At 43.8% G+C, this 14,489-nt stretch carries 14 protein-coding genes and 1 tRNA gene; 11 read left to right on the forward strand and 4 right to left on the reverse strand.

What is annotated here, in order from left to right:
• Nucleotides 1–29 precede the first annotated feature (29 nt).
• The 3 genes from HDC91_RS00475 (at nucleotide 30) to HDC91_RS00485 (ending at nucleotide 3,140) form a co-directional block, all read left to right on the forward strand.
• Nucleotides 30–821, forward strand: coding sequence for an FHA domain-containing protein (locus HDC91_RS00475; protein ID WP_183547373.1), 792 nt, complete (start codon nucleotides 30–32; stop codon nucleotides 819–821).
• Nucleotides 814–2,211 carry a serine/threonine-protein kinase gene (locus HDC91_RS00480; protein ID WP_183547376.1) on the forward strand — a complete coding sequence of 466 codons (1,398 nt, stop codon included), beginning with the start codon at nucleotides 814–816 and terminating at the stop codon, nucleotides 2,209–2,211. Before HDC91_RS00475 ends, HDC91_RS00480 begins: the two co-directional genes overlap by 8 nt.
• A gap of 143 nt (nucleotides 2,212–2,354) precedes the next feature.
• Nucleotides 2,355–3,140 (forward strand): ThuA domain-containing protein, encoded by a 786-nt coding sequence (locus tag HDC91_RS00485; protein ID WP_183547379.1) that lies wholly within the window; start codon nucleotides 2,355–2,357, stop codon nucleotides 3,138–3,140.
• Between the two features lie 12 nt (nucleotides 3,141–3,152).
• On the opposite strand, the gene HDC91_RS00490 is transcribed toward HDC91_RS00485, so the two are convergent.
• Nucleotides 3,153–4,286, reverse strand: coding sequence for a hypothetical protein (locus tag HDC91_RS00490; protein ID WP_183547382.1), 1,134 nt, complete (start codon nucleotides 4,284–4,286; stop codon nucleotides 3,153–3,155).
• A 573-nt stretch (nucleotides 4,287–4,859) separates the two neighbouring features.
• Between HDC91_RS00490 and HDC91_RS00495 the strand changes: the two genes are divergently transcribed.
• On the forward strand, nucleotides 4,860–6,089 hold the full coding sequence (locus HDC91_RS00495) for a DUF1015 family protein (protein WP_183547385.1): 1,230 nt from the start codon (nucleotides 4,860–4,862) through the stop codon (nucleotides 6,087–6,089).
• Nucleotides 6,090–6,094: 5 nt separating this feature from the next.
• On the opposite strand, the gene HDC91_RS00500 is transcribed toward HDC91_RS00495, so the two are convergent.
• Nucleotides 6,095–6,757 carry a DUF6766 family protein gene (locus HDC91_RS00500; RefSeq protein WP_183547388.1) on the reverse strand — a complete coding sequence of 221 codons (663 nt, stop codon included), beginning with the start codon at nucleotides 6,755–6,757 and terminating at the stop codon, nucleotides 6,095–6,097.
• Nucleotides 6,758–7,182: 425 nt separating this feature from the next.
• Between HDC91_RS00500 and HDC91_RS00505 the strand changes: the two genes are divergently transcribed.
• The 6 genes from HDC91_RS00505 (at nucleotide 7,183) to HDC91_RS00530 (ending at nucleotide 10,249) form a co-directional block, all read left to right on the forward strand.
• Nucleotides 7,183–7,833 carry a response regulator transcription factor gene (locus HDC91_RS00505; RefSeq protein WP_183547391.1) on the forward strand — a complete coding sequence of 217 codons (651 nt, stop codon included), beginning with the start codon at nucleotides 7,183–7,185 and terminating at the stop codon, nucleotides 7,831–7,833.
• Between the two features lie 136 nt (nucleotides 7,834–7,969).
• Nucleotides 7,970–8,233: a hypothetical protein gene (locus tag HDC91_RS00510; RefSeq protein ID WP_183547394.1), complete on the forward strand. Its 264-nt coding sequence runs from the start codon at nucleotides 7,970–7,972 to the stop codon at nucleotides 8,231–8,233.
• Between the two features lie 4 nt (nucleotides 8,234–8,237).
• On the forward strand, nucleotides 8,238–8,633 hold the full coding sequence (locus HDC91_RS00515; RefSeq protein ID WP_183547397.1) for a response regulator: 396 nt from the start codon (nucleotides 8,238–8,240) through the stop codon (nucleotides 8,631–8,633).
• Between the two features lie 20 nt (nucleotides 8,634–8,653).
• A complete protein-coding gene (gene ssb, locus HDC91_RS00520) occupies nucleotides 8,654–9,034 on the forward strand; it encodes a single-stranded DNA-binding protein (protein WP_183547400.1) in 381 nt (126 codons plus the stop codon).
• Nucleotides 9,035–9,147: 113 nt separating this feature from the next.
• Nucleotides 9,148–9,615 (forward strand): response regulator transcription factor, encoded by a 468-nt coding sequence (locus HDC91_RS00525; RefSeq protein ID WP_183547403.1) that lies wholly within the window; start codon nucleotides 9,148–9,150, stop codon nucleotides 9,613–9,615.
• A gap of 100 nt (nucleotides 9,616–9,715) precedes the next feature.
• Complete coding sequence (locus HDC91_RS00530) at nucleotides 9,716–10,249, forward strand: DUF4199 domain-containing protein (protein WP_183547406.1); 534 nt, start codon at nucleotides 9,716–9,718, stop codon at nucleotides 10,247–10,249.
• Nucleotides 10,250–10,305: 56 nt separating this feature from the next.
• Here HDC91_RS00530 and HDC91_RS00535 read toward each other — a convergent pair.
• A tRNA-Ser gene (locus HDC91_RS00535) sits at nucleotides 10,306–10,395 on the reverse strand.
• Between the two features lie 185 nt (nucleotides 10,396–10,580).
• On the opposite strand from HDC91_RS00535, the gene HDC91_RS00540 reads away from it, so the two are divergent.
• Nucleotides 10,581–11,474, forward strand: a complete 894-nt coding sequence (locus HDC91_RS00540) for a cation diffusion facilitator family transporter (RefSeq protein WP_183547409.1) — start codon at nucleotides 10,581–10,583, stop codon at nucleotides 11,472–11,474.
• Nucleotides 11,475–11,780: 306 nt separating this feature from the next.
• Here HDC91_RS00540 and HDC91_RS00545 read toward each other — a convergent pair whose 3' ends face one another.
• Nucleotides 11,781–14,456, reverse strand: a complete 2,676-nt coding sequence (locus HDC91_RS00545; RefSeq protein ID WP_183547412.1) for a glycoside hydrolase family 78 protein — start codon at nucleotides 14,454–14,456, stop codon at nucleotides 11,781–11,783.
• Nucleotides 14,457–14,489: the final 33 nt, after the last annotated feature.

Consider the following 14,489-nt stretch of genomic DNA (forward strand, 5'->3'; position numbering starts at 1 on the left):
GTTGAATAAATAAAGTACGAAGCATCAGTATGTTCAATTTGTTTAAAAGTGATAAGGAAAATAAACCGGCGGACGTAAAAAGTATCCGCTACGAATTGCTTCAGTTTATTAAGCATGAATTGCAAAAGGCCGAGGGCGGCGAGGGCGGAAATATTAAAGGGCTTAATCTTTACATTTGCTGCCCGGCATCAGAATGCGCGGTTTACGAGGCCGCTGTTTACGCTGAAACCCCCGAGGTTTTTAAAGACGAAATACAGCGCATTGCTGATGATTACGCCGTTAACCTGCCCGAAAGCTGGCAAATGGATGTGATATTGAACGAAGGCTTTCCGCCTGAGGCTGTACGCGCCACGAAGTTGGATGCCGCCTTTTTTATTAAAACAAGCAAGAACTTTATTAAACAAAGCGCGGTGGCTTATGTAAGGGCTTTGAGCGGCGAAACAGATAAGCCTGAGTACAGTATCACTTCGGAAGATGAGAAAATAAACATTGGCAGGGATAAAAAAGCGCAGGCCGATGATGGTTTTTTCCGTACTAACCACATCGCTTTCCCCAGCGACAGTGCTAACGAAAGCAACAAGTATGTAAGCCGGCAGCATGCTCATATCGAGTGGAATAATGACGCCGGCAGGTTTATGATATTTGCCGACGAGGGCGGTGTGCCACCACGTAATAAAATTAAGATCCGTTCGGAAAAAAGCGAGGACGTAATAAAGCTAAGCTCGACCCACATTGGGCACCAATTGCTTGAAGGCGACCAGATCATCCTGGGCGAATCGGCAGTTTTAGAGTTTAGTTATCAACCGGCAACGAATGAGTAAAGTTTTTACCATAACAGATGGACTTGAGAACCTTGGAGCCCTGCGAACGGGTGGACAGGGATCGGTGTATAAAGGCCGCCGTATGGGGCCTGTGCTTACCGCTATTAAATTGCTGCCTACACCCATACACTCCGAGAGCGACGACGACCGCAATTTTCGCAACTTTAGTAACGAAGTGGCCAAGCTGCAAAAGGTCAACGAAGAGCCCAACCCAAACGTAGTAAAAATATTAAGCTCGGGCATTACCGATAGCGGCTCGCTGCCGTTTATCGAGATGGAATACATTGAGGGGCCGGACCTGTGCGAACTGCTGCAGCCGCCCCATCCAAAGGTATTCATGCTTAAAGAGGTTATCCGCGTGGCCGATCAACTTGCGAATGCGCTTGCCCACTGTCATAGTGTAGGTGTAAAGCACGGCGATGTAAAAAGTAATAATGTAAAATATAATGTACATACCGGCAATTACGTTTTGCTTGATTTTGGCCTTGCGGTAATGACCGAGGAAGAGCGCCGCAGCAGTATACGCCATGCCGGCGCCATAGAGTTTATGGCACCCGAACAGCATGACGGTTCGATGCTATTGCAAACAGATGTATACAGCTATGGTATTATACTTTACGAGTTACTTACCGGGCAGGTGCCGTTTCCGCTTAAGGGTAACGGTGAAACCGGCCGCAACGCTATTATGCTGGCGCATATAGAAGCCCCCGTACCTGATCTTCTTGAATTGCGGAGGAAAAACCTTCCTGACGATTGGAGCACGCTGAAGCAAACGCAGGAAATGCAAGTACCGCGATGGCTTTTAGACGTGATCAGTAAATGCCTGCAAAAACAACCCGAAGCGCGATATGCAAGCGGGGTAGAACTGCACGAGGCAATTATAAATGGCAGCCTTTCGGCGGATGGTAAGCTGAGCACAAATGCCATACAAGCCGAAAACGACCGGTTGCAGCACCTTATCGCGCATTATCAGCAAACCGAGGCCGAAAAGGATAAACAGTTGGAATCGTTAAAAACATTGGCAGCACAATCCGGAGCACGCTTTAATAATCAAAAGGGTGTTTTTGAGCGCAATAAGGCGCTGATATTGGTTTCTAAACCGGCGTTAGCAGGATTAGTGACACTGGCAATTATACTTTCGGCTGCTTTCTGCTATTCCTTTTTCAAAAAAGACAACGCTAAAGAGGTGGTGTATATCGAGAAAACCGATTACCTTAAACCCCCGTTTGTTACCCGATATTATAATCAGGATAGCGTTATGAAAGCCGCTGCAGCAAAAGCTGCCGCCGTCAAAAAGGCCGCTTTAAAAGCTAAGAAGCCGACGATAGTTACGCCGCCTGTGACACAGGAAAAAAAGAAAAAACGCAAGAAATTTCTCGGAATATTTTAATTTCTACAACGTATTCCTAACTATTTTTGGCAGAGGCGTAGCCTGGGAGACGAGCTCCTTTATGAGGGCCTTGATAAAACAGCTCCTTGCTGCTGCATCTTTAAAACGTTATAAGTGAATAGGGCGTAAACATAACATAACATATGAAAAGAATCCTGCTGTTGATGATGGTTGTGTGCATCAGCCTTGCCGTTAGCGCGCAATCCCATAAACCTTTTAAAGTACTGGCGTTGTATGAAAATGGCGGACACCATATAGAATACTCCCGCCGCGCAAAACTTTGGCTGGACAAACTTGCTGCACAAAAGGGTTTTACCATTGATTACATTCAAAACACTGACAAAATTGACAGTGCTTTTTTGAAACAATACCAGCTTTTTATACAATTAGATTATGCACCCTACGCCTGGAAGGATAAGGCTGCAAAAGCTTTCGAAAAGTATATAAACGAGGGTAGGGGAGGCTGGATAGGCTTTCATCATGCTACGCTTTTGGGCGAATTTGATGGTTACCCGATGTGGAATTGGTTCTCGGCATTTATGGGTGGCATCAGGTGGAAGGATTATATAGCCGCTTTTGCAAACGGTAAGGTAAATGTTGAAGACAAGCTGCACCCGGTAATGAAAGGCGTGCCCGCATCATTCATTATAAAGCAGGAAGAATGGTACACCTGGGATAAAAGCCCGCGGCCCAATGTACATGTGCTGGCGAGTGTTGACGAGTCGACATACGATCCACGGCAGCCGAAAGTAAAAATGGGAGACCACCCTGTAGTGTGGTCAAACCCTAATTACCGGGCGCGTAACGTTTACATATTTATGGGGCACTCCCCAAACCTGTTTGATAATACGGCTTATACAAGGTTATTTAGCAACGCCATTTTTTGGGCCGCAGAAAAACAGCCTTATTCGCCTCCTCCCCGGAAATAACGGGTAAAATGGCTATTCTTCGGCAGCGTTTATGTTCAGGCTCCTGAACAGATCGGCATCCGGCTGCTGGTCGGTATTGTGGTATTTTCCGTTTAGCAGGCTTTGTCCCGTCACACCCGGATTATTGCCGTAGCCAAGCGGCCAGCTTGCCTTGGTATTTGATATGTTCAAGCCCGCCAATGAAGCAGCCTGCAGGCAAAAATCGGTACAATTGTTATTGCTAAGGTGATATTCCAGATCGTTGTATTTTTTGGTGAGCGAAAGTATTTTTTCAAAGCTCTTCTTTGAGATAAACTTACCCACTACCTCATCCCATTGGTGGCCGGCATCAGTTTTAAATTGCGATTCGGACGAAGGGTCCCATGGGGTGGCAAATAGTATTTTTTCCTTTTTTGGATAGAACCCGAACGAACACGACACGTATGTAGAGTCGGCATTGTATTTAATAAGCGTAATAAAGGTGTGGCCGGTATTGCTAAAAACAAACACTTTGGGTTTACCCGATACCGGCTGTTTTACATGAAACAACAGGGCGTAAGCAACCGTAGGCTTATGATCGTTAAAGGTAGCGGCTATACGCCTGTAATTGGTGTATTTACTTTTCTGGTTTTTAGCAACCTGCCGGGCCTGCAGGTTAAGCAACGAATCGTCTTTAGCGTTGATAGGCAAGGCCTCCGGTGTATAATCATCTGCCTCTGCAGCTTCGCCACTTTGTTTAGCTTTCTTATTGGCCCTGTCAATGGATTTAAAAAAGCACTTCATTGCCAGCGGATACAGTTTTAACCTCGCAAAAAGGTTAGCAAAACGGTACAGGGCTTTGCTGTTTTTCTCGTTTTCGGCTATAGTATTGTTAAGCTCGAGCTGTTTAAGGTAGCTCATCAATTGTTTACGCTCCTGGGACTTGCTTAAATTGAGGGCTATTGTTTTTTGTAGCGAATTATCGTCGTCGTCTTCAAAGATGCTGCTTACCGGTGGCACTGCATAATCAACGGCTTCTTTAATATCATTAAGTATAAGGGAGGTGTCGGATCTTTCGGGCCTGAACGGCATTGATGCAGACAATTGTGCATGGGCGGAAAGCGCGCCATGAATTAACAGCACTAATAATATCGGCTTTAAAAAAACAGATCGATTAGGGTTTTTCATTTTAACATTGTGAATTGATAAGGCAACGCGTTAAGACGGGGGGACTCCTATCAGCAACAATAATATGAACGTTTAATGCCTAAAACATTAAAGATTTATGCATATCCGCTAAATATAGTAACTAATATATACCATGCAAAGCATGCACAAGGTTTTTACATTAAAAAGCATAAACCAGCCAGTTTTTTTGTTTGCAAAGTAAGTTTTATAGCTATTAATTAAATGCTTATTTTTTAAGCAGCATTGTTGTGATGTGTATTGCTTAGTGTAATTAATACATTATAACTCATCGCTGTTTGTAGAAGATATATTGCTTATAAACTCCATTTATACCCATTTTGGATAGATATAAACATTTTATAACTTAGGTCGTTTTATAAGCAAAGTGTATTTAAACGGTTGTTGGATAACAAGTTTAGCAAGTATTTAATTTAAAAAAACCGTGAAGTACGTTGCCAGTACTTTCAAATTTACATAATGGACGCTAAAACATTTGATCTTCACAATCAGCACATAAAAGTTTCAGGGCGCTTTAAGCGGTGTATTTTAAATTCCTCAATATTATAGCAGGGCATGGCATCAATCTCACCGTTCTGTGCCATCAGGCCAAACCCGTTTTACGCCGACCAACTGGTTTTTCCCGGCGCCGACCCCATAGTTGTACTCGACCACGGCAAGCCCGAGGAAAAGCTGCTGCCCCTGAAGCAAACACTGGAAGCCGGCGCCCGTGTGAGGCCCGAGATACCTGGGAACCAGCAAAAAGCCTTCGAAAACATCAGGTTTAACCTGCAGCAGCTGCTGTCTCAAGGAAAACTCTGGCAGGAGCAGCAGCCTGCCATATACGTTTATGAGGTTATCACAAAAAGTTACCGTCAAACAGGTATATGGGCTTTAACCCATCTTGATGATTACCGCAACAAACACATACTTACACATGAGCACACCTTTAATGACAATGTAAGACGGCAAAAAATTTACCGGGGCGATACCGGTATTGAGGGCAGCCCCGTATTACTTACTTATACGCCCAACCGTGTTATAAATCGCATGATTGCCGATGTTCGAAAGCGGGATCATGATATATTAATGGGCGATAAGGATTGGCTGCACAAGTTATGGAAAATTGAGGACGAGACGTTGATAGCGCAGCTAACAGCAGCGTTTACGCAGATCTCACCGGTTTATCTTTCCGATGGTCATCATCGCCTGGAGTCTGCCTTGCAATTGGCCGATGAGCAAAGGGAACAGGGTGTAAAACCCTTCGACTGTATCTCATCGCTTTATATGTGCACCGACCAGTTGAGAATAGAGGAGTATAACCGCGTCGTGATTCCGGACGAACGTATGCATACCGGCGAACTTTTGAAAAAGATAGAAGCAGATTTTTATATTAGTGAGTCGCCGGAAAATGCGCCCGTAAAACCAAAGGATAAACATTCCGTAGGGATGCTGGTGAGCGGGCGCTGGTTTCTTTTACAGGCCAGGGCGCATACCTATCAGCATGTAACCGGTGCAAACGCGCTTGACGCCGCTATTTTACAGCGCGTTGTATTTAAACCCATATTTGGGATTATAGACCCTAAAACAGACAGCCGGTTAAAGTGCGCTGGTGGCGAGGGATCGATAAAGGATATATTGACTATAGTGCAGCACTATCCGCATGCCATAGCCTTTATGCTTGGTCCGCTCAGCGTAACCGAACTGATGGATGTCGCTGATGCCCGGGAGGTATTGCCGCCCAAATCTACCTGGATAGTGCCCAAAGTGCCTTATGGATTGTTGATAAACCGCCATATCGGTTAAAAGTATTATTTACCGGTTTCCATGTGCGGCGCGTCAACAGGTTTTGATTCCGACGAGCCCTTCTGCCTCAGGAAGATGGTCAACACCACGATAGATAACACCGATAAAAACTCGCTTTGCCAGTTTTGGAACGTTTCGAACCAAAAACGTGGCCCGGCTATGTATTGGGTAATTATTTGAAAAGCTTTGCCTTTTACGGCCTGCTCGGCATTGTTGTCCATCCAACTGCCGTAAAGATGCATTCCCCAGCTAAAAAAGAAAAGCGTAAAAAATGCGATGGATAGCGAATGGCTGTATAGCTTAAGCCAGATACCGCCTCTGCGCACCGGCCACGGCGCATCCTTTTTATTGGGGTTGGGTTCGCGGTCAACCTCTTCCTTTTTATCAAGGCTCTTAGACTCTGCCGAACCTTGCTGACGCAGCCCGACCGTCATTACCACGTAAAGCGCCATTTGCAAAAACTCGCTTTGAAAGTTTTCAAAAGTTGACGATACAAAGTGCCCGGTATGCAGGTAGGTTAAAAAGGGTATCTCGCTAGCATGATCGTCGGCAAGTTCCTGGTTATGTTCCTTCCAGCCAGTGAGCGCCTGTGCGCATAGTGTAACTATAAACAATGTTAAAAAAACAATGCTGAGGCTGTTACGATAAAGGAAACTTTTATTCTTCATTTAATTTATTATCAGATGTTTACATTGACTTATTGGCAAAATTTTAGTGTGCCTTAATTTAATTACAAGGCACAGGTAAGTAATTAACTCTGATGTAATTAATACCCTTATAACGCAAAATTTGTTTTACTTTATACCACTTTCCGGAATAAGCGGATTTTTGAAACCAGGTGCCTAAAACAGGTACGGATGATATGCTGCATATGCATAGCAGTCCTGAACTTCGAAAAGGATTACGACGAACAGCGAGGGTTGGCAACGGGCTCGGGCTTGCACAGTAATCGTATAAGTTATTTAGCGGGCAGTTAAATATTAACTCGGTGCCGGGCCAGGTGCCGTAGTAAAACATCGATCCTAAACCTATACCGTAGTTGCGTGTTGAATATTATTGTTTAGATAAGGCTATAAACTTTTAAATTAACCTGATGATAGATATTATACTGGCGGAAGATCACAACATAGTGCGGAACGGCGTTATATCGTTATTAGAAAAAGAGCCCGACATTCATGTGGCGGGCTCGGCTACCAATGGCAACGAAGTTTTATCGCTGCTTGAAAATGGCGTACACGCCGACGCGATACTTGCAGATATGAACATGCCCCATATGGGTGGGATAGAACTTGTTGAAAATGTAAAAAAGCTTTATCCCCAGTGTAAAGTAATTATTTTGAGTGCGCTGGATAACGAGAAAGATGTAATAAAGGCTTTCCAGGCAGGGGCGAGTGGTTATTTATTAAAAAGCGTAAATCCTGCCGAACTGGTGTTTGCGATAAAGCATACACAACTCAATAATCTGTATATCTGTTCTGACCTCAGTTCAAAGTTTTTAAAACGACTGCTGACCATTCCCGATCCGTCTGTCCTGCCAAAATTGCGGGATGTAGAATTTTCTGCAAAAGAAGTAGAGGTATTAGGCCTCATTACCGAAGGATATACCAACCAGGAGATAGCCGATAAGCTGTTTACCAGTAAGCGAACCGTAGAAAGCCAAAGGCAAGCCCTTATTGATAAAACGGCCTCGCGAAATACCGCAGCTTTAGTACGCTTTGCCATAATAAACGGTATTGTAAGTTAATCTACGCTTTAAGGTAAGCGTTTTAATTATTAAATATATTAATAATTAAATACCGTATTTATTTATCACTATAAGTTGTATAAATACGGAACTGTAAAAAATCATAGCCGGTACATTTGTTTTAAATACTGCCGTTATGAAAGTTCCCGCTATACCCGCCGTTCTGAAACTGGTGATTTCAAAAGGCTTCAGATATTGCTACTCACGTACAACCTGCATTGATTCGGCAGAAGCCGACGTATGTATAACGCTAACCCCGATAGCAAAATCTCCCCGCATCCGCAGGCTGCCAAAAGCCTATTATACTTTTTTTAATATGCTTAAAGAACCTGTGCAAATGGCCGCAGGGGTATACAGGACCCTTACTTTGATCTGGATAAAAAGCATTATAACCACATAACAACATGAAAAAGAAGAAAGTGCTTGTAATTGATGATGATGCCGACGTTTTGGATATTATGGAAGAGGCATTAAAGTACGAAGGTTTTTCTGTAATGACATCCAATACTGCCGATGATTTGGTGACTCTTATTAATAATTATAAACCTGATATTTTATTGATAGATTATTTACTTAAGGGCATAAATGGGGGCGATATATGTCACCAGGTGAAAGTAACCCCCCAAACAAGTCAGCTGCCTGTAATTATATTTTCGGCATACCCAAGGGTGCTTTTATCCCTTGGTAATTATGGGTGCGATAAATTTATACCCAAGCCTTTTGACCTAACCGATCTGGTTGGAAATATTAAAACTATACTATCCGCCGGATTCAGATCTACTAAGCCGGCCATTTATTAATAGCAACTTGCTCAACTATAATGTTTCAAAATTCAGGAATTAACAAAGTCATTCTGCTCGGTGTAATCGCTAATAAACCAGCATGGAGAATAATGGAAAAACAAAAATGGCTGTGCTTTCAGCTTGTAACTGACGAAGTATTTTACCGGCAAAACATAAGTCAGCAGCATGCCGAATATCACAGCATCCGCGTGGTCGAAAGTTTGGCAGGTATCGAGATAGATAATTTAAAAGAAGGAGCCGAAGTTTACCTGGAGGGGAAAGTGACCACCCAGGCAAGCATCGATCAATTAGGTATAAAACGCTACGATACTTTTATTGTAGCCGGCCGGCTTAATATAATGAAGCTCCCCGAAAAAGGTGAAATGCCGCAACACAGCTACAGGTCCGAGTTTTATTAAGCAATACTGATAAGGCCATCTGCCATCATTTAAGCTATCGCCACCGACTTTTCAGAAGCGGATATTGCCATTATGTTTTAATTGACTATTTTTAAGCGGCAACAGCTTTTATAATGACCTTTAACCTACTTCAAAGAAACAAGCAGAGCATAATTTACGGCGTATCGTTAGCCGGTCTGTTGTTATTGCTTAAATGGCTGGAGTGGCATTTTGTTATTATCAATAACGCGGTTGAACTGTATACCGGGGGGATAGCTATAGTTTTTACGGCTTTGGGTATCTGGCTTGCGACCAAACTTACGGGGCCAAAGCTAAAAACCGTGGTGGTTGAAAAAGAAGTTTTTGCCGATCCGAATTTTACATTTAACCGCGATGTAGCCGATAAGCTTCGCCTAAGTAACCGCGAACTGGAGGTGTTGCAATTAATAGCGAACGGGTTAAGTAACCGGCAAATTGCCGATCGCCTGTTTGTATCGTTAAACACTATTAAAACCCATACATCAAACCTGTTTTTAAAACTTGAAGTTGAACGCCGTACCCAGGCTATTGAAAAGGCAAAGCGGTTGCACCTGATACCCTGAACCTGCAGGATATACCCTTTTTTTAAAAAATCACCCAAAAGTATGACCTTGAAAACAAACTGTTAACCCACTTTTGAACCAAACTTAAAACTTTAAAAAAATGAAAAGGATAATTTTGATCTGTGGTTTAATTGGCGGTTTAATAAGCGTTGGCTGGTTTCTGCTTAGCGAGCAATTGCTTACGCTTAATATAAGCATGAACGCCCGGATGTTTTTTGGGTATGCAACCATGATAGTGGGTTTATCGGTGATTTTTGCTGGCATCAAAAACTACCGCGATAATTATAACAACGGCGTTATCAGCTTTGGCAGGGGATTAAAGATAGGGCTGTTGATAACATTAGTTGCCTCAACAATATATGTTATTGTATGGATGATAGATTACACATTTTTTGTGCCCGACTTTTTTGAAAAATACAAAGCGCTGATGCTGGCGGATATGAAAGCGCAGGGAGCGGGCGCCGCCGAGATACAAGCTAAGATGGCTGAAACTGACAATTATATAGAAATGTATCGCAACCCGCTTGTTAATATAATGTTTACCTACATGGAAATAGTGCCGGTGGGTTTGGTGATCTCGATAATTGCCTCGCTGATCCTGAAAAGAAAGCAAAAACCGGTTGAAGCTGCCTGACCAGGCAAATAATTAAAATAAATAAGCCTTCAGAAACTCCCGAAGGCTTATTTGTTTGGCGGAGAGGGAGGGATTCAAACCCCCGGTACCTGTTACAGTACACCTGATTTCGAATCAGGCACATTCGATCACTCTGACACCTCTCCGGATGCATTACCTGAACAAAAAGTTCGGTCGTTGCGGGATAAATATACCCGGTAAAGGCTTGCGGCGGCAAATATAAAAAGTTATAAGAATATAGGGCAAGTGTTATCAATTTAAATTATTGATGGTTTTGTGGCCGGTGTGCGCAAACCTCAGCCGGTAACAAATGTTACTTTGTAAAACATTTATGCCCGGTTCCAAAACTCCTATCTATACCGCCCTGGCCGCAAACCTGTTAATAGCTGCTACAAAGCTGACAGCTGCATTTGTCACCGGCAGCTCGGCCATGGCATCCGAAGGCATTCACTCGTTGGTTGATACCAGCAACGAGGTACTGCTGCTGCTGGGCTTGCGCAAAAGCCAGCGCCCGCCTGATGAAAAGCGCCCTTTTGGATATGGAAAAGAACTTTATTTTTGGGCGTTTGTGGTATCCTTGCTGTTTTTTGCATTAGGAGGCGGGTTCTCAATTTACGAGGGTATCCATCATTTGCTGCACCCCGAACCAATTAATAACCCAATATGGAACTATATTGTGCTCGGCATCGCCTTTGTTTTTGACGGCATTTCGCTTATTACCGCCCTGCGCGAATTTAACCGGCAACGGGGCGAAACCCCTTTTTGGAAAGCGGTAAAACAAAGTAAAGACCCATCTACATTTGTTGTGCTTTTTGAAGATTCGGCAGATGTAATAGGTATCCTTTTGGCATTTACGGGTATTGTTTTAAGCCAGGTATTAAACAATCCGTACCTGGATGGTGTGGCCTCTATCCTGATCGGTTTGCTGCTTACAATGGTAGCGGTGTTCCTGGTGCGCGAGAGCCGGAGCCTTTTGATGGGCGAGAGTGCCGGTAAAGCTGAAATTAGCGAAATGATCATGATCATCGAATCGGACGATGCCACCCTCAGCGTAGTGAGCAACCAATCCATGTACCTGGCGCCCGAAGAGGTGATCGTTCAGTTACGGGTTAAGTTTAAACCGGATGTACCCAGCCAGCAAATGGTGATCGTTATAGACCGGTTGCGAACTGAAATTCAGCAGCGTTATCCTCATTTCAGGCACTTGTTGGTAGAACCGGTGTAATTCCTTTTTACGCTGCTTTTCCCGGCCTTATTTTTGCCGCCAACTCTTTTATCTTATTGCTTTTAGATATTTAATTTTTAGTTAATTATCATTTAGTTCCGAGTAGTTATCATAAGCACAATGTGGCCGGTAACCGCTTCCATAAATTGTAGCGTTGGGGGAAGAATCGCTTCCCCGTATTTTAATGTTTAGCGATAAAAATAAGGTTACGGATTCCGAAAGCAAAGATAAACACAGGTAACCGTAAGTAATACTTAGCGGTTAATGGCTGCAAGCCATATAACAGGTTACAAAAGAACCAGATAATTATGGTTTAGTGTGCTTAACCGGATTAATAAATGATTTACTGGTAAAATGGTAACTGCCCGAACCGATGTGTTCTGTTTTAAAACCTTCTTTTTCGTTGTAATCGGGCACATAGACGGTAGCAGTGGTATTGGCCGGTATTTCAACATCAAGGTTAAACGTATCGCCCTCTATTTTCCAGTTAGATATTAGTTTGCCATAAGGTGTTTGGTAACTTGCATTAGCGTAGGTTAATTTACCGCCAACGGTTGGCTTGACAATTATCTTTTTATAGCCGGGGGCATATGGGTCCGTATCAATGCCCGATGTAACCCGGTACATCCAATCGCCAATGGCGCCATAAGCGTAATGATTGTAGGAATTCATGGTTGGGGTTTCGAAACTACCATCAGGTTTTATGCCGTCCCATCTTTCCCAAATAGTAGTAGCGCCCATTTTTATAGGGTATAACCACGATGGGTAAGTATCCTGCAGCAATAGTTTATAAGCAACATCGACATAGCCAAAGCGGCTTAAGGCGTGGCATAGATAGGGGGTACCCAAAAAGCCGGTGGTTAAATGGTTATCATACCGGGCAATGTTAGCCGCCAGCCTTCCGGCGGCCTGCTCACGTAATTTATCGGGCAGCATATCAAACGCTAAGGCGAGCGTATAAGCGGTTTGCGTATCCGAGGAGATAAGGCCATTTGGCGTTACGTACTCGTTTAAATACGCTGCTTTTATTTGTTGTAATAAAAGGGTGTAGTGGTCTGCATCCGCTTTATTGCCTAATGCAGTGGCCGCATTTATAAGTAACTGGGTTGAGTATGCGTAAAAGCACTGTGCTATTAAATACTTGCTGGTTATGGCCGACATGCCATCAAGATCATTCTCTACGCTATAAAACAGCCAGTCGCCAAAGTGCCAGCCAGTGTTCCAAAGGTTGTTTTTCGAATGTTTCTGCATGTAATCAACCCATGCTTTCATGTTTGGGTATTGGTTTTGTAATAACTCTTTATCCCCATAAGCCAGGTACATGTTCCATGGCACAACTGTTGCAACATCGCTCCAGCCCGTAGCACCTCCGTTTTGGCCATCAAATACATCAGGAATAATATGCGGCACACTGCCATCGCTGTTTTGGTCGGCAGCTACATCTTTTAACCATTTAGTAAAAAAGTTGTGCACGTTCATGTTAAACGATGCCGTGCGCGAAAATACCTGCGCGTCGCCTGTCCAGCCCAGGCGTTCGTCACGTTGCGGGCAATCTGTAGGCACATCCAGGAAATTCCCCTTTTGCCCCCATTGTATATTGTGCTGCAACTGGTTCAGCATCGGGTTTGATGTGGTAAACACCCCTGTAGGTTCCATATCCGAATAAACGGCAACAGCGGTAAAGTTATCAAGGTTTAAATCGCCCGTAACGCCTTCAACCTTAATGTACCTGAATCCCTGCCAGGTAAACTGAGGTTCAAAATATTCATTGCCGCCGCCTTTAAGGATATATACGTTTTGCGCTTTTGCGCCTCTGAGATTTTCCGTGTAGAAGTTCCCCGCCTTATCCAACACTTCCGTGTGGGATATTTTTATCGAATCGCCGGTTTTGCCGTTAGCTTTTAACTGTACCCACCCCACCAGGTTTTGCCCAAAGTCTATAACTTTTTCTCCTTTGGGGGTTGTTATTACTTTAAGGGCTCTGAAAGTTTCGTGTTTTTTTACCGGCTCGTTATAAGTTGCTATCAAGTTCTCTTTACCATAATCCTGCACCTTTACGGCAGTCCACCTGCTGTCATTAAAACCGGGCTTTGCCCAATCTTTTTGTTCCATGCGGGCATCTATTGTGGCGCCGTTATATATCTCGGCGTACCTGAGCTCGCCCGTTGCAGATTTCCAGCTCCCGTCAGATACGATAGTTTCATGTGTGCCGTCGGCATAGGCGACTTCCAGTTGGAACAACAAGCCCACATCTTTCCCGTAGTGGTTTGAGCTTGATACCAGTGTGCTCCGGTACCAACCACTGCCTACCTTTGCACCAATGGCATTTTGACCTTTGACCAGCATTTTTGTAACATCATAAACCTGATATTGCAGGCGTTTGTGATAGCTTGTCCAGCCGGGGGTTAAGTAGGCATCGCCAATTTTGGCGCCGTTTATTTGCGCTTCGTATAAGCCGTGGGCGGTTATATATGCAAAAGCGCTCTTTACAGTTTTTTTAAGGGTGATGCCTTTGCGAAACATGGGGCTGGGTTTATTTACCATATCGCCTGCATAACCGGGACCTATCCACATTGCTTTCCAATCGGCAGGAGATAACATTCCCATGCGCCACGTAGCTTTTTTGCTCCAGGGCGAAGCATGACCTTTATTATCCCAGATCATAACCTGCCATACATAAGCTGTTCGCGATGCTAACGCAGGGCCTTTATACGGCACGTATATCGATTGACTATCAGCAACCTTATTGCTATTCCAGATCAGTTTATAATCATCCGCTGTATACACCCTGATCTGATAAGCAGATTGCAATACATTTTTTGTATTCCCTGCCTCCATTTGCCAACTAAAGCGCGGTGTTTTAGCATCAATGCTGATTGGATCGGCCTGGTTTTCGGTAAGCAGCCGCTCCGCGCTTAATTGCGCAAAACACTTTGATCCTAAAACAAGGCATAGCGATAAAGTAAGTAGGTTTCTGATCATTTTAAATTAATCTAAGGGTGAACTGATTAAAAA

The sequence above is a fragment of the Mucilaginibacter sp. AK015 genome (assembly GCF_014200785.1).
In the GTDB taxonomy this organism is placed as follows: Bacteria; Bacteroidota; Bacteroidia; order Sphingobacteriales; family Sphingobacteriaceae; genus Mucilaginibacter.